Raw genomic sequence first — 15083 nt, 5'->3', positions numbered from 1 at the left:
CGGCTTCGTGGCGTTCCCATGCTTCGGGGCTGTGGTCTGCGGTGAGGTTGGTGGTGGTTCCGCAGTCGGTGCAGAAGGGTTGGAGGGTGCGTGCTCGTTCGCTGAGTCGTCGCCATCGGTTGTTGTAGCCGCGTTGTGTGGTGTTGGCCTGTTGGTGGTGGGTGCGGTGTGGTTGTGGTTGGTGTTGGGTGCAGTGTTCGCAGCGTCTTTTTAGGGTGAGTGTTCCGCATGTGAGACACGGTGTTGGGAGGCTCACTCATCCTCCTTAGTCTCGGCGTCCTGCGCCATCTGCTGCTCATGCTTTCGGGTGGTGTCTTCCATGAGCTCAGTCAGCGAGGCGTGAAGCGCTTTGATCTCGGACCACTTGAAACGGATCTCAGTGTTATTGGCAATGTCTTTGATGGTGACGTTGCTTCGCTTTTCCACCCGGTCTAGCTTTTTGTTGTGGTGGCGCTGGATGTAGGAATACATGGTGATTCCGGTGGTGTGCCAGGCTTTGCCGGGCTGTCGAATGCGTGCTCGGATGAGGGTTCCCTCTTGCCCTGAAATGTGGGTCATTGTTTTTCTCCTAAAGGTTGTTTTTCTTGTAGCCGGAAACGGCCTTGGAAAGCTGGTATTTGCTCAGCTCGTTGATGATGCTGGTGAACTCACGCGGGTATTTCCTCAACACGTGCTCGGACGATGCGACGGCGATGATGCGTGTCCCGGTAAGGGTGTCGTTCATGAGTGCGTGTTCCCATGCGCGGCGGTATTCCTCTTCACTGACGCCTTCTCGGCGCCCTCGCCATAAGCGGGCAAAGTCCAGATGGTCAAAACCGTCTAGATGCGGATCACTGGTCCGCTCCATGACTCCCGCAGCCTCATCTAGAGGGTCACCATTGCCCGTATGCGGTAAGACCGCAGAAAGGCTGGTGATGAAGGCCTTGAACGTGCTTACCCAGTTACTGCGGTTCGCTTCCGTCATTGCCCGGGAGAAGCCCGCTAGGACGTGGTGGTAGGAATAGGGTGACTCCTCTGAAATGAGGTGATTGATGAACTCGGCCCGGTGCTCCGGTTCGTCCTCTTCCATGAACTCTGAGAATGGGTAAGGCTCATCCATGGGCTCATGTTCTTGGACATGTGCGTTAATAGGATTCGGGGGTTTAATCGGGTGTTCCTTCGGGGGTTCGTGTGATCCCACCGTCACACCCCCTGTGATCCCAGCGTCACACCCCTGTGATCCTACGGTCACACCCTCTGGTGGGATAGTGAACCGCCAGACCACCGGCCTACTGCTCCCGTTGTCATTCTTGGAACGGTGCCCGGTGAGGTAGCCCAGCTCCTCGGCCCTCCGCAGCGCCCTATTCACCGTCTCCCGAGTAGTGAGGCAATCCCTACCCAGTCGGGCATTAGAAGGGAAAGCGTCCCCGCGTTCACTGTTGCGGTACTCGTCCAGGCCGGTGAGGATAAGTCGTTGCATCACGGTAAAGCCCTCCTCCAGGCGTACTGCCCGTCGCCATGCTTCGCGCTCCTGCTGGTTAACTGCTGCCGCTAATTTGTCGGTCATTGTGTGTCCTCGTTTCAAGGGAATTGTGGATATAGCGATCAATGTCGCCTTGTGTGTAGAAAGCCTGCCGCCCCAAATAGACTGGTTTGGGGAATCGGTGGTGTTGTGTCCAGTGCTGTAGAGTGCGCCGGCTGATGTGTAGTTGGTTGGCTGTGTCGTTTGCACTAACTAAGTGGTGTGTCACATCTTTTGACCTCCAAATAGGGCTTCGAGTTTGTCTCGCTTGTCGTCGGTGAGGGTGGGGGCTTCTTCGAGTAGTTGGTCTATGTAGTTCATTGGTGCTCCTGGTTTTGGGCATGAGAAAACCCCGGCCCTGTGGTGGGTCGGGGTTGCGCGTCATTGCGTGTTTTGGGGATTAAAAAAAGCGCTTGAGGGGATTCTTCCCTCAAACGCTCATATATCTATTAGTACCAATCGCGTGGTAAAGTCGTTGCGACCTGCGTGAATACCTCTAGTTTATCACGGGAATTGCATTACTGTTCCACCTGCGCGAATACCCCTATTCTACCACGCACGTTACGTTCGTTATCTGAATGCATTCTTATTATACCGCTCAAACGACAGTCGAGGCCCCACCTGCGTAAATGCCCCGCCTTCACTTCCATTCGACCCGCACCGACTCACGATCAAACACCGAGCGAGACTTAGTCGGCAGGATTGTCACCGTCACCAGCTCGTCAATCACTTCCCCACGAATATCCGGGGACATATCCCTCCACCGCTGCTGAAGCTCATCTCCCGCGAGGACAAGATCAACCATAGGAGAAACCTTACGCACCTCGGAAATTCGGCCATTTAGCTTATCTATCCGCTGCTTGAGGTCTCTTGTGCCGACTACAAGCTGGTCTTCATCTATAGCCCCGGAAGCGAATAAAGTCCCCAATCGGGAACGACGCTCATCGAGATGGCGGCGCTCTTCCATGAGTTTCCCGAGGTCTTCACCTTCAGTTTCCTCACGATTAGCAACTCTGAGTTGGTTACGCGGCATATCGAGATACCCGAGAATAACGCTATCTACGACGTCGTCAACCTTATCCAGGTTCCGGGATACACCGGCACACTTCCCACATAGATAGTTTCTCCCCGAGCCATACTTTGCCCGTGACTTCTTTGTGATCATGGTGCCGCCACATTTCCCGCAACGGTAGACCCCCGCCCCCTGCCAGCGCTTGACGTTTCCCTGCTGGGTTCGGCGGGCCGGGTCACTGAGTATGGCGACAACCGCCCGCCAGTCTTCCTCTTCGATAATAGGCTCCCATTGCGCAGTGCCCACAATCTTCCCGTGATGGACGGATAGGCCGGCTACGGAGGGTTTCATGAGGGTACGGCGAACTGTTGAGGTGCGCCACTGTTTCCCGTTTTGGGTGGGGATGCCTCGCCGGTTGAGGTCTTTGGAGATGCTGATGACGGGCTCGCTGTCCAGGATGCGGCGGGCCATTTCACGCACGATTGCGGCCTGTTCAGGGATTATCACAAGGCTTCCGGGGGAGTTTCCGACCTTGTACCCATATGGCACAAACCCGCCCCGGAAACGGCCTTCTACGGCCCGGGATTGCTGAGATAGCATCATGCGTTCGATCTGGTGATCAACTTCAAAGTTGGCGATGATTGCGCCCATGCGGGCGGCCATTCTCCCATTGGCAGTGTTGAGATCGAGGTTTCCAGCTCTCAGGGTGCGTACTTCTATCCCGGTCTTTTCTACAAGGTTGACGATTCTTTCCAGTTCGACGGTGCGTCGGTATAGGCGGTCAACATGCCAGGTGATGATGCCGTCGTGCTTGCCTGCGTCGAGGTTGTTAAGCATGCGCTGGAACTCAGGGCGGGTAGTGCCTGAGAATGCGGACACGTCGTTATCTGTGTAGACGTGGTCAACTACAAGGCTGTGCTGGTCCGCGTACTTTTGGCACTCTTGTTGTTGGTTGCTAACCCCGTCTCCTCCGCCTGCTGAGTCGCGGCTGATGCGGCAATAGATTGCGTATCCCATGCCCCCTACTATACCCAGCTTGACAAATGGGCGACTCGCCCTCCCAGGTGGCGGTCATCGGCTGGATCTGGGACTTCAGGTCCCCGAGCATCTGGGTGATCCGACCCGAGGTGGAGTTGATGTCGCCGGCGGCGGTCTCGATGGCCCCGAACTGGTATTTGATCTGGCTCATGTCTTTCTCTTCCTTTCGTTGGTGGTGCGGTGACGGCGGCGCTTAGAGCGCCAGACCCTGGCCGCCGACCGAGGTGAAGGCCTGCGCGTTCTGGGCCTCCATGTCATCGAAGTTGTGGGCGTTGCTGCGGATGTTGGTGCTGATGCTGCCCAGTGCTTCCTGCAGCTGCCGCGCCGAGGAATCCCACCGGTTCATGAGCCCGTCGAAGCTCACCTGCGCCTGACCGACCCAGCTGGACCGCACGCCGTCGACCACGCCCCGCAGTCGTCCCAGTTCACTCTGAACCTCATTGTTGGTGTCGTCGACGCGTCCCGCCGTGGCGATCATGACGTCGGCTTCAGTCTTGAACATGGACATTTCTTCGCCCTCCCCGATACAAGTGGTGATAGATGTGGTGTTCCGGCGGTTCTCCCCACCGGACGCTCCCCCGAGATAACGCCGTTGCTCGGCGCTCTCATCTTCTAAGACTGCCGGCACCATTGAAAGGTTCCCGGAAGACTCCGGTTTCTTCCGCGCATCTCCTCGCAGCTGTCCACCGGGAACACCTCAGTCCCCCAGCGACAGGGATTCCGAGGCCATGCGGCAGGCCGCCTGCTGCGGCAGCGTCGGCGCGGTACGGGTGTGGCAGCCGACGCTGAACTGGTGACCGGCGGTAACCCAGGTGGTCCAGGTGACCACGGACGCGTCCCCCGGCTCCTCGCGATAGACCAGCTTGCCGTTGCTGCCCTCGCTGGCAGGGGTGAGCAGATGGAGGGTGTCATCGGAGTTGACCATCGCCTCGATCTCCCGGTGCACCGCCGGCGCCGGCACCTGGTGTACGGGATCGGCTGCCACATGGATCCGCAGGTGGGGATCATCGCCGACCAGGACCAGGGCGTCATCCTTCATCTCCGGTTCAAAGCCGAAAGGCACGCTCACCCGGAGATCCGAGTGTTCGATCACCACTTCCCCGGCGCTGGGGTGTTCTGCTTCCGTCGGCCCCGGAGTCGTCGCGGCCCTCGAATCCGTAGCCGGCGTATCCGGGGCCACCTTCACGGAGTTCTCTTCCCCTGCTGGCGGTGAGGTTGACTCGGAGGGAGCAGCGGTGGTCGTGTCGATCGCCCACCACGACACGCCACCCACCAGCACGATGACCACGACGATCGCGACATGGATCGGGTGGACCGCCAGGTTGCGGTGCGTGCGCCCGGTGGTCGGGCGGGTGATCTCGACCTCTCCCTCCGGTTGCGGCAACGGCACTTCCCGCAGTGCCTCCGAGGCGTAGGCCGCCACTCCCTTGTTCAGGAGCGTGCGGGTCAGCATCTCGGTGGCGGCCTCGTCGGCGTCGACCACCACCTCGATCTCCGGCCAGTAGGCGACGGTCAGCTGTTTGATCTGGTCCACCACGGCCGCCAGGGCCCAGCCCTCCACGACCCCGGAACCGGGCAGGTCATAACGGTAGACGGTGTCCGGCCCCTCGAATACGGTGGCGTTGTCGCCGATGGTCACCGTCACCACGTCAGCGGTGGTCCGCCGGTCCTGGCTGGTGTCCACTGCCCCGGTCATGGCTGCGCCTCTTCCGTCAGGGCCACCTGGCAGGTACCGACCACCGAACCGCGGACCTGCCAGACTCCCCTCCCCGGGGGCTGGGCGCTCGGTTTCACCCCCAGCACCGCCCCTTCCTCCCGGTCCGCGTCAAGCAACAGCAGTGCCGGGGTCTGGTCTTTGAGCCCGGCGAGGAACGGGCCGAACAGGGCGCGGCCCACCCCGCCGGATTTACGGGTGAGGACCACGTGGAGACCGATGTCACGGGAATGGGGCAGCAGCTCCACCAGATCGTGCAGGGCACCGTCGGGCACCAGATCCAGGTCGTCGATCAACAGATAGATGTCCGGGCCTTCCCACCAGGAGCGCGCCGCCAGTTCCGCCGCGGTGATCTCCGCACCGGGTAGCCGGGACCGCAACGTAGCGACCAGGTCCGCCACCACCTTCATGGTGGTGGCGGAGGACGCGGAATAGGCGGCGACCATGCTGTCGTCGAAGACCCCGAGGTGCGTCCGACGGTGGTCGATGACCACCAACCGGGCACGCTCGGACGGCCACTGCTCAAGTGCCGTGCCCAGGGTGCGCAGCAGACCCGACTTGCCGGAGCCCTGACTGCCCACGCAGATCAGGTGCGGGTTGTCCGTCGGATTCCAGGTCAGCGTCGCCAGTCGTGATCCGCCCACGGCGAAGGGGATCCCGGTCTGCACGGGGGCGGCTAGGTCGCTGCTGGTCAACCGGGCCGGTAGCACCTTCAGCGCGGGGACGGGTGCCTGGCCGGTGTTCGCGGCGGCGGAGGTGATGTGGGCGAGATCCTGATTCGCGGTCAGGGCGATGAGCATCTGCTCCGCATCTGCCGTCAGCCCCCGCCCCGGCGCTGCGGGCAGTTTCTGCTGGGCCTTCCGGTCGATCAGGGAATCCATCGGTTCGCCCAGCCGCAATTCGATCCGGTGGTGGATCAGGTCGCGGATCGCCGGCCGCAGAGTCGTCCACCGTGGGGCGCTGACCAGCAGGTGCACGCGGGCGGACAGGCCGTCGGCGGCGAGTTGGGTGATGCGGTCCACCAGCTCCTCGAATTCCGCGGTAATGGTGTGCCACCCGTCGATGACCAGGAAGGTGTGGCGCTCCTCCGGCTCCCCGACCAGTCCCGCCACCTCATCAAGGATGCGGTGCACCCGTTCCGGTTCACCCCGCCCCGCCAGGCCCGCCACGTGGGGCAGCCGCCCCAGGGTCGCCAGCGACTGCCCGCCCAGGTCCAGGACGTAGAACCGCAGTTCCGCGGTGGTGTGGGTGGCGGCCAGGGAGGCGACGATGGTGCGTAGCGCGGTGGATTTCCCCGTCTGTGGGCCCCCGCAGACCGCCGCGTGCCCACCACTGCCGGACAGGTCCAGCACATAGGGGTCCTGGCGCTGGTGGTAGGGCCGGTCGATGATACCGATCGAGACCGCCAGGCTCCCGTACCTCTCAGCCACCCCGGCCAGTTCGATCACCGGCGGCAGCGGCGGCAACCAGATCCGGTGGGCCGCCTGCCCGGCGCGCACTGCGGTGTCCACCACCGCATCCAGCAGAGTCCGGGATTCATCGGTGACCATCTCGGCGGCTTCCTCGGCGTCGTCGATGTCGTCCCAGCCGGTGAATTCGGTCACCCGGAGGCTCCCCGGCACCACACCGGCAGCGCGATGTCGCAGGGGACCGGAGACATAGGCCGCCTGGAAGCGGGTGACGGTCTCCGCGTCGGATTTCAGGAACCCGGAGCCGGGTTTCGCGGGCAGGCTGTAGGCGTCGGTGATCCCGATGACCTGCCGGGATTCCGCCGCGGAGAAGGTCTTCAGGCCGATCCGGTAGGACAGGTGAGAATCCAGGCCGCGGAGGCGGCCCTCCTCCAGGCGTTGGCTGGCGAGCAGGAGATGGACGTGCAGGGAACGCCCCAGCCTGCCGACGGCGGCGAACAGGTCAGCGAAATCCGGGTGCTGACCGAGTAGCTCAGAGAATTCATCGACGACGATGAACAGGGCGGGCAGCGGCGGCAGCTCGGGACGCTCGGCCCGGGCGGCCGTGTAGTCACCGACGTTGGCGAAGTTGCCCGCCTCCCGCAGGATCTCCTGGCGCCGGTTCAGCTCGCCGCTGATGGCGTGCTGCATGCGTTCCACCAGGATCGCCTCGTCGGCGAGGTTGGTGATCACCGCCGAGGTATGCGGCAGCCGCTCCAGGCCGAGGAAGGTCGCGCCACCCTTGAAATCCACCAGCACCAGATTCAGGTCCGCCGGGGAATGGGTGGCCACCAGCGACACCACGAGTGTTCTCAACAACTCGCTCTTGCCGCTACCAGTCGCTCCAATGCACAGTCCGTGTGGGCCCATCCCACCGTGCGCGGACTCCTTGAGGTCGACCACCATCGGGGTCCCCGCCCCGCTGAGGCCCACCGGCACCGCCAGGCGCCGGGCGCCACGGGGCGTCCACATCGTCTCCGGGGTCAGTTCAGCGATGTCCCGCAACCCCAGCAGGCTGGGCAGGTCACCGTTGGTCGCGCCCCCGGCCCCGGCGGGGCGTCGGTACGCGGTCAGCCGCCGTGCCAGCACCAGCGCCCCGCTTTCGCTGAGCTGTTCCGCCACCCCGAGGGACTCCGGACCGGCGGTGGTGTGGATGATCAGTTCCCCCTCCGCCTGCAGGGACAGTCCCTCCTGCTCCGCGCGTTCCCCCAGTGCCGTGGCCTGCCGGGTGCCGACGTCGATGATGACGTGCCAGTAGGTGTCGTCGATGAAGTCCTCGGTGCCGGTGGTGGTCACCGAGTCCACGATCAGGACGCGGTGGGCGGCGGCGTCGACGTCGCGGGTGTGCGGCAGCCACTTCACCCAGTCCCAGCCGCCGCCCAGGGCACTGATGCCGATGGTTTCGGGGCCGTGGTGGAACACCAGTTGCGCCACGATGGCCCGGGCCAGTCCCGCGGCCCCGGATCCGGAGATCCCCAGGAAGCGGAAGGCCTGGAGAGCCACCACGACCGGCATCTGCGGCACCGTTCCTACCGCAGCGACAGTGCGCCGCAGGGACACCGCGCACACCGGATCCAGGTCCTCCGTCGCCCCGGAGTCCGGGACCGCCACCGGGGTGCACAGCGCGGTGGTGCCGGTCCCCAGGCGCACCTCCAGGACATCCGGGTCGCCGGTGCCGCGTTCCCACATCCGTCGGGATCCACACAGCTGGCGCAGACTGTCCGGATCCGGGTGCCGGTGGTATTCATGGGTCCGCTGGTCCGCGGCGTTCTTCAGCGCCGTCTCCCGCAGCAGCGTCAGATGCCGCAGATAGGTGCGGCGGGTCTCGTCGGTGTCCTCCCCTTGCGGCGGGGCGAACATCATGAGAAACCCCATCGCCATCATCAGTGGAAAAACCAGCATCATCGGACTGAACTGGCCGCCGGACAGGAACATCATCGCCACCATGGCGGCCATGGCGGCGAGCATGATCACCGGCATCAGGATGCGCAGCAACGGCATCACCCCGGGACGCCTGGCCCCCGGCACGGCTTCGGCGTTCAGTGGCGCGGTGGGAAGCGGTGGCACCGGCTCCCGTTCCGCGGTGGTCAGCGGTATGACGACATGATCTTCTGCCACGGCAAGCACGTGGAATTCCCCCTCGAATATTCTCCCCGATCGCCACGGCACGGTTTCGGCGCCCGGTCCCCCGACCGAGTGCCACCGTGCTGTGGACACGGTGCCCACCCTAGGCGATGATGGGGACAACGGACAGTGGGGGCTGTCCGGGAGCAGCGGGAAACTCACTGAAATCGGGGGAACACACATGGCCATCGACAATTTGCTGCGGCTGACGGTGCGGGTGCACGTCGGCACCTTCCACCGCGAGGTGGACCTGGCGGTACCCGGGGACTCCAGCCTCGCCGAGATCCTGGATGAGGTGCTCGGACTGACCAACGCGCCGCGGATCTCCCGGCCGTGGGAGGCCGGCACCCTGGCCGGACAACCGGTGGATCAGGCCGTCGCGTTGCGGGAGTCCGGGCTCGACCACGGCTCGGTCCTGGTCTTGAGCCCTGCCGGGGACCGGCACCCGCCGGTGGTCCGCGATGCGGCGGAAGCTCTCGTGGAGACCACGGGGACGGTGTCCGTCCGCGGGGTGTCCACCCTGACGGGCATCGCCGGGGCGGTGGCGTTCAGCATCTGCCTGCTCGGCTCCCCGCTGCGGGACCAGTTGCCCGCTGCCGTGTTGTTCGCCCTGGCCACCGCCGCCTGTCTGGCGGTGCTCATCTGGTGCCGCCGCCTCCAGGCCCTGGCGGTGCCCACGGTGCTGCTGGCTGCTGCGGGCGGGGCAAGCTCCGTGTTGGACGGGCTCCGTCCGGAGCCGCCGGATCTGGCCTGGGCGCTAAGCGCCGCGATCGGCTCGGCCGCGGTCACTCTCCTGCTGCTGGGGGTAATCGGGGTGGTGAAGACCCGGCTCACCGCGACACTGGGTACACTCCTGCTCCTGCTCGGGGTCACAGCCAGTTGCCTGGCGGCCACCGGCACGGCCACGGGGGCCGCTGCGGGGGTGGTCGTCGCCGCCATCCTGATGTTGTTGCTCGCACCAACCGCCGCCATCCAGTTGGCCGGGCTCAAGGTCCCGCCCCTGCCCTCCGCGGGCCAGGACCTCAGGGTCGCGGACCGGCCCGACCCCGACATCGACGACCGCGCCCGACGGGCCACCCGGCTGCATGAGGGCATTCTGCTCGGCATCTCCCTCGGTCTCCTACCGGCATTGCTCACGGTGGCGCTCAGCGGCGGTGGTTTCCCCCTGGGGCTGTGCGCCACCGCCGCCGGCTCCCTGCTGCTGCATGCGGCCCGGCACCGTAGCCCGGTGGCCACCTGGGCGTTGTTCAGCGCCGGGATCACCGCTCTGACCGGGATGGTGCTCGCCGCGATACTGGGTGACGGACACCCGGCCCAGCTCCTCACCGCCGGGCTGGCGGCCGCCGCCATGCTGAGCGCGCCGCTGTGGGCCGCGCGGATCCCACACCTGGAACCGACGACGGTGGTGTGGCTGGAACGGGCGGAGTCCCTGACGATCGCCGCCACGCTTCCCCTGGCCGCCCACCTGATGGGCGTCTTCGCCGCGATCCGGGGGCTGGGATGAGGGCCCGACGCACCACCACTATCCGGTCGGCGGCCCTGCTCTGCGCCGCACTGACGCTGACCCCGCCGCCGGCACCGGCGCAGGAAGTTGGCCGGGAACCGGATCCACCGCCCTGCGCCGCGGCGGTACCTCATGAGGTCGAGCCCGCCCCCGCGCCGGCGGAACTGACCCGCGCCCACGACCTGGCGACGGGGGCCGGGGTGCGGGTGGCGGTGATCGACACCGGGGTAGCACCCCACCCCCGGCTCGGTGAGGTCATTGACGGCGGTGACCTGGTCCTGCCGGACGATCAGGGCACGGCACTGCACGACTGTGACGGCCACGGCACGGTCGTCGCCGGAGTGCTCGCGTCCCGCCCCGGCGCCGCCGGGCAGGGCCCGGTCGGTATCGCACCCGACGCCGAGATCCTGAGCATCCGGCAATCCAGCGCCCGGTACCGCGAGCTTGACGACTCCCCGGTGGGCACCGTCGGATCCCTGGCCGCGGCCATCGACCGGGCCGTCGAGCAGCAGGCTCAGGTCATCTCTATCTCGGTGGTCGCGTGCGTGCCGGCTCAGACCGCAGCCGGACTGGACACCACCACCCTGGATACCGCGCTGCGCCGGGCCGAGGAATCGGAGGTGGTGGTCGTGGCGGCGGCGGGGAACCTGGGCCCCGGGTGTGAACCGGGGGCGGTGGTCTACCCCGCTCACTCCCCGACCGTCCTGGCCGTGGCGGCATTCAGCGACCCGCACCGGATCGCGGACTACTCGGTGCCGGCACCGGCCGGACAGTTGCTGTCCGCGCCGGGACATCACCCGGTCGGGCTCTCACCGTCCGGCGAGGGCCTGGCGGCCGGTCTCCTGGGTAGCCAGGGCACCGTGGCCTTTGAGGGCACCAGTTTCGCGGCCCCGGTGGTGTCCGGCACCGTCGCCCTGCTCCGGGAGCGCCACCCGGATCTCTCGGCCGCCCAGTTGCGTGAACTGGTGGTCGACAGCGCGGATCCGGTGACCGGGGCCGTGGACCCTTACCGGGCGGTGATGCATCTGCCCTCCGGTTCTCCACCCGCCCACCGGCAGATCGAGGTCACTGCGCGGCAGGTTCCGGAACCGGTTTCGGCCCACCGGGCGCAATGGCTGCTCGTGGGGCTGGCGGCCACCGTCATCGTGTCCGCTGGCGCGGCCGGGATCACCGGCATGCGAAAGGGCCGGGACAGCTGATGCCGTCCCGGCCCCGAAAGGTGCGGTCCGCTCGCTAGCGGCTCATCCCCATATTCTGGGCCACCGGCGTGAGTACATCCAACCCGCCGGCGTGCCACCAGCCGATGACGATGCCGAGGAAGATCGCCCAGATCACCAGGATCAGGCCGGTGATCATCGCGATCCGGCCGAGCAGCGGCTGCCGGTGGTACCAGGCGAAGAAGCGGTCATAGAGCTTCACCCCCCAGCCGAGCAGCCGACGCGCCCACTCCTGCTCCAGGGAGAGGATGCCGACGCCGATGAAGGTGGTCAGCCAGCCCTGGCCGGGTAGCGGGATAGTGATGACGCCCACGACCAGCACCGTCCACCCCAGGATCAGGGTCAGCGGACGGACCAGGAAGCCGTAGCGGGCCGCCTTGGTCTGCTGGTGGGACGCCCGGAGTTTCTCCACCCGGACGTGAACCATCTCGCGCATCGTCGTCATGGTAGACCAACGGCGCTCTCACCCGGCAAGTTCCCGGCCCGCATCCGTTACACCGTCCACCACATACGTTCGGGCAGGTCACCACGGCTGTCATCATCGAGCAGCTTGACGCCGAGCACATGGTGGAGCTGGACGACATTGTGCCGGAACCCCCACTCGGAACCCGCCATGTACATGCCCCACAGGCGGGCGGTGGGCTCACCGACCAGCTCGACGGCCTCCTCCCAGTTGTCCTTGAGGTTCAGGCACCAATCGCGCAGGGTGCGCATGTAATCGAAACGCAGGTTCTCCTCGTGGAGGACCTCGAATCCGTTGTCCTGCATGTTCTTGATGATGGTGCCGGAGCCGGTGAGCTCCCCGTCGGGGAAGATGTAGCGGTCGATGAATCCACCGCGCATGGTCTTGTGGTTGTCCGGGTAGGTGATGCAGTGGTTGAGCATCAGGCCACCGGGCCGCAGCTTGCCGGAGAGGTGGGTGAAGTACTTGGCGTAATTGTCCACCCCAACGTGCTCCAGCAGACCGATCGAGGAGACGGCGTCGAACCCGGTCTCGGGCACGTCGCGGTAGTCCTGGAACCGGACCTCCGCCAGGTCCTCCAGCCCCTCCTCCTTGATCCTGGCCTGGGCCCACTCGGCCTGCTCCCGGGAAAGCGTCGCGCCGATGGCCTTCACCCCACGCTTGGCGGCGTAGCGCACCATGCCGCCCCAGCCACAGCCGATGTCCAGCAGCCGGTCCCCCTCCTTCAGCCGCAGCTTCTCGAAGATCAGGCGGTACTTGTTCAGCTGCGCGTCATCCAGGGAGGCGTCCTCACTCGGGTAGTAGGCGCAGGTGTAGGTCATGGTGTCGCCGAGGAAGAGCTCATAGAAGTCATTTCCCACGTCGTAGTGGGCCGCGATCACGTCGGCGTCACGTTCCTTGGAGTGCCGTGACAGCCCCTGCCGGATGGAGCGTTCCAGCCAGGAGGCTTCCTCGGCCTCCGGCACGGGCTGAATCTGCAGGGCACCCATCCTGCGCAGGGAGCGGTAGATCTTCGCTGTCGTGCCCACCGAAGGCTTCCGGAACTGGCCGTAGAGTGAGCGCAGCGCATCGAAGATCCCGTAGGGGTGGGCCAGGTGCTCCCCCTCCAGCTCCAACCCTCCCGTGATGTAGGCCCGTGCCAGTCCGACGTCACCCGGCGCGGTCGCGATATAGGACAGCCCCTCGGGGCTGGTGAGGTGGACCGTGTACTTGGCGTCCTCCGGCCCGGTCGCCGTGCCGTCGAAGGCCTCCCACCGGAACGGGTTCGGCGGGGTGACCAGAGCCTCGATGATCTCTGCCACGGTCATCGGGGTGAAGGATTGTGAGCTCAACTTCTCATCCGTTTCTAAATTCGTGCTTTTAAAAGTAAGGGACAATGTGAACCTGGTGGGACCGGTCTCCCCGCTGCCGCGCGCATATCAGTAAGCGGAGGCGGGACTACCGTGCCCGAAGGAACATTCTATTACCGGCGATTGCCTCAGGCACCGCGAACGGTCTTTTCATATAACCCCGGGAACCGCCCCGCCGGGTCATAGACCTGTTTGAGCTTGGCCGGGTAGTCCCCGCCGTAGAGTTCCTCGAACTGCTCGCGGGAGTAGAAGGCCTCCGAGTACAGCGACTTGTGGCCGCCGAGCTCGTGAACCTTCTCCTCGATCACGCGGTTGAAGGCACCGGGCTCCGCCTCCGGGCTGACGTGGTCCCCGGGCACGGCCGACCAGAAACCGACGTTGATCCAGGTGGTGCCGGGCTGGAGCGGGTACAGCGGCCAGGGGCTGGGCTCCGCCGCCAGCTGCTCGCCGGTGTTTCCCAGCTCCTCCACCCCCTCGCGCAGCCGGATGGGGCACAGCCACACCGGCTGGATGTCACAGGCGGCGAAGAACCACTCCAGCCACTCGGGCAGGCGTTCGCTGGTGACCTCGATGTCCTGGACCACGCGTTCCCGGTGCGGCTCGCCCGCCCGCTTGGTGGTCAGGTTGTGCTCGATGTCATACTTGCGGTCCAGGCCGATCAGCTTCCAGTAGAAACTGGAACGCAGCAGGTCGCGGGGCCAGAGCCTGCGGATTTTCGGATCCTGCGCACCGAAGGCCCGGGAGCACCAGAACCAGTCGATGTCCCAGCGCCAGATGTAGTCGCGGATGGTCAGCCGGTCCCGCAGAATGCCGTCCGGGTGCTGGATCGACCGGTAGTAGATCTGATCCCGGGTGTAGTCACTGACCGGCCCCTCCTCATCGGTCTGCCGTCCCAGCACGAGGTAGCCCTCCGTCAGGCTGAAGACCACACCGTCGAGATAGTCCACCTGCTCACCCTCATATGTCCGGGAGACCGAGACCTCCTCGAGGACCCGGGAGAGCTCCGTGGCGTCGTGGAAGCGGACATGGCGCAGCTCGACGAAGGGTTTGACCTGCTCCAGCTCGATCTTCAGCCGGACGGCGTAACCGAGGGAGCCGTAGGAGTTGGGGAAACCCCGGAACAGATCGGTGTTCTCCGTCGGCGAGCAGGTGACGATCTCCCCGGTGCCGGTCAGGATGTCCATCTCCAGCACGGACTCGTGCGGCAGACCGTTGCGGAAGCTGGTGGACTCCACCCCCATGCCGGTCACGGCCCCGCCCAGGGTGATGGTCTTCAGCTGCGGCACCACGAAGGGGGCCAGGCCATAAGGGAGGGTGGCGTCCACCAGCTCCTCATAGGTGCACATGCCCTGCACTTGAGCGGTGGCGGTGACCGGGTCCACCTCGATCACGCTGCCCAGCCCCTCAACGTCCAGTCCCGGAACGTCGGAGTTGGCCCGGCCGCGGAACAGGTTCGAGGTCTTCTTGGCCAGGCGGACCCGTTCCCCGGCGGGCACCGCTGAGAAACTGCTCAGCAGGCGTTCCACGGCCTGCTCGTGTCGGTACCATCCAACCGGCTGAACCCGAACAGGGTCGAGTCCGCGTCCCGGTTTGATCAGGTCAGTCGCTCGCCCAGCGACATTAAGGGCGGTATCAACAAGGCTCATGAGAAACCAGCCTAACCTCAAATTCACGGCTTCGCCCGTGCCAGGTCACCACCCACCGGGATAAGCA

The 15083-nt window shown here is 65.3% G+C and carries 12 protein-coding genes; 2 read left to right on the top strand and 10 right to left on the bottom strand.

The window, feature by feature from the left end; genetic code table 11:
• Positions 1–252: 252 nt before the first annotated feature.
• The 7 genes from ACQCVD_RS09365 to eccCa form a co-directional block, all read right to left on the bottom strand.
• Positions 253–558, bottom strand: coding sequence for a hypothetical protein (locus ACQCVD_RS09365; RefSeq protein ID WP_426823476.1), 306 nt, complete (start codon positions 556–558; stop codon positions 253–255).
• A 10-nt stretch (positions 559–568) separates the two neighbouring features.
• A complete protein-coding gene (locus tag ACQCVD_RS09360; protein WP_426823475.1) occupies positions 569–1069 on the bottom strand; it encodes a hypothetical protein in 501 nt (166 codons plus the stop codon).
• A 1072-nt stretch (positions 1070–2141) separates the two neighbouring features.
• Positions 2142–3530: a recombinase family protein gene (locus ACQCVD_RS09355; RefSeq protein ID WP_426823474.1), complete on the bottom strand. Its 1389-nt coding sequence runs from the start codon at positions 3528–3530 to the stop codon at positions 2142–2144.
• Positions 3469–3702, bottom strand: coding sequence for a WXG100 family type VII secretion target (locus ACQCVD_RS09350; RefSeq protein WP_426823473.1), 234 nt, complete (start codon positions 3700–3702; stop codon positions 3469–3471). Before ACQCVD_RS09350 ends, ACQCVD_RS09355 begins: the two co-directional genes overlap by 62 nt.
• A gap of 42 nt (positions 3703–3744) precedes the next feature.
• Positions 3745–4059, bottom strand: a complete 315-nt coding sequence (locus tag ACQCVD_RS09345; RefSeq protein ID WP_426823472.1) for a WXG100 family type VII secretion target — start codon at positions 4057–4059, stop codon at positions 3745–3747.
• Between the two features lie 189 nt (positions 4060–4248).
• Complete coding sequence (locus ACQCVD_RS09340; protein WP_426823471.1) at positions 4249–5247, bottom strand: type VII secretion-associated protein; 999 nt, start codon at positions 5245–5247, stop codon at positions 4249–4251.
• Positions 5244–8597 (bottom strand): type VII secretion protein EccCa, encoded by a 3354-nt coding sequence (gene eccCa / locus ACQCVD_RS09335; protein ID WP_426823590.1) that lies wholly within the window; start codon positions 8595–8597, stop codon positions 5244–5246. The genes ACQCVD_RS09340 and eccCa overlap by 4 nt, the downstream gene beginning before the upstream one ends.
• 421 nt (positions 8598–9018) lie before the next feature.
• Between eccCa and eccD the strand changes: the two genes are divergently transcribed.
• Positions 9019–10341 (top strand): type VII secretion integral membrane protein EccD, encoded by a 1323-nt coding sequence (eccD, locus tag ACQCVD_RS09330; RefSeq protein ID WP_426823470.1) that lies wholly within the window; start codon positions 9019–9021, stop codon positions 10339–10341.
• Positions 10338–11540: a type VII secretion-associated serine protease mycosin gene (mycP, locus tag ACQCVD_RS09325; protein WP_426823469.1), complete on the top strand. Its 1203-nt coding sequence runs from the start codon at positions 10338–10340 to the stop codon at positions 11538–11540. Before eccD ends, mycP begins: the two co-directional genes overlap by 4 nt.
• 34 nt (positions 11541–11574) lie before the next feature.
• Here the strand turns inward: mycP and ACQCVD_RS09320 are convergent, their stop codons facing one another.
• The 3 genes from ACQCVD_RS09320 to ACQCVD_RS09310 all read right to left on the bottom strand — a co-directional run bounded on the left by ACQCVD_RS09320 (position 11575) and on the right by ACQCVD_RS09310 (position 15016).
• Positions 11575–12003: a TIGR02611 family protein gene (locus ACQCVD_RS09320; RefSeq protein WP_426823468.1), complete on the bottom strand. Its 429-nt coding sequence runs from the start codon at positions 12001–12003 to the stop codon at positions 11575–11577.
• Positions 12004–12050: 47 nt separating this feature from the next.
• Positions 12051–13328, bottom strand: coding sequence for a class I SAM-dependent methyltransferase (locus ACQCVD_RS09315; RefSeq protein WP_426823589.1), 1278 nt, complete (start codon positions 13326–13328; stop codon positions 12051–12053).
• A gap of 170 nt (positions 13329–13498) precedes the next feature.
• Positions 13499–15016 (bottom strand): FAD-binding protein, encoded by a 1518-nt coding sequence (locus ACQCVD_RS09310; protein WP_426823467.1) that lies wholly within the window; start codon positions 15014–15016, stop codon positions 13499–13501.
• Between the last annotated feature and the right edge of the window lie 67 nt (positions 15017–15083).

Source organism: Corynebacterium halotolerans, from assembly GCF_050107895.1.
GTDB classification, from domain to species: domain Bacteria; phylum Actinomycetota; class Actinomycetes; order Mycobacteriales; family Mycobacteriaceae; genus Corynebacterium; species Corynebacterium halotolerans_B.
The sequence above is the reverse complement of the archived record's forward strand: the minus strand, read 5'-3'. Positions and strand labels throughout refer to the sequence as shown.

What these genes read in the sequence shown, in the direction of transcription:
- ACQCVD_RS09365 (WP_426823476.1), bottom strand. Translation starts at nt 558, where the DNA reads ATGACCCACATTTCAGGGCAAGAGGGAACCCTCATCCGAGCACGCATT.
- ACQCVD_RS09360 (WP_426823475.1), bottom strand. Translation starts at nt 1,069, where the DNA reads ATGGAAGAGGACGAACCGGAGCACCGGGCCGAGTTCATCAATCACCTC.
- ACQCVD_RS09355 (WP_426823474.1), bottom strand. Translation starts at nt 3,530, where the DNA reads ATGGGATACGCAATCTATTGCCGCATCAGCCGCGACTCAGCAGGCGGA.
- ACQCVD_RS09350 (WP_426823473.1), bottom strand. Translation starts at nt 3,702, where the DNA reads ATGAGCCAGATCAAATACCAGTTCGGGGCCATCGAGACCGCCGCCGGC.
- ACQCVD_RS09345 (WP_426823472.1), bottom strand. Translation starts at nt 4,059, where the DNA reads ATGTCCATGTTCAAGACTGAAGCCGACGTCATGATCGCCACGGCGGGA.
- ACQCVD_RS09340 (WP_426823471.1), bottom strand. Translation starts at nt 5,247, where the DNA reads ATGACCGGGGCAGTGGACACCAGCCAGGACCGGCGGACCACCGCTGAC.
- eccCa (WP_426823590.1), bottom strand. Translation starts at nt 8,597, where the DNA reads ATGATGGCGATGGGGTTTCTCATGATGTTCGCCCCGCCGCAAGGGGAG.
- eccD (WP_426823470.1), top strand. Translation starts at nt 9,019, where the DNA reads ATGGCCATCGACAATTTGCTGCGGCTGACGGTGCGGGTGCACGTCGGC.
- mycP (WP_426823469.1), top strand. Translation starts at nt 10,338, where the DNA reads ATGAGGGCCCGACGCACCACCACTATCCGGTCGGCGGCCCTGCTCTGC.
- ACQCVD_RS09320 (WP_426823468.1), bottom strand. Translation starts at nt 12,003, where the DNA reads ATGACGACGATGCGCGAGATGGTTCACGTCCGGGTGGAGAAACTCCGG.
- ACQCVD_RS09315 (WP_426823589.1), bottom strand. Translation starts at nt 13,328, where the DNA reads ATGACCGTGGCAGAGATCATCGAGGCTCTGGTCACCCCGCCGAACCCG.
- ACQCVD_RS09310 (WP_426823467.1), bottom strand. Translation starts at nt 15,016, where the DNA reads ATGAGCCTTGTTGATACCGCCCTTAATGTCGCTGGGCGAGCGACTGAC.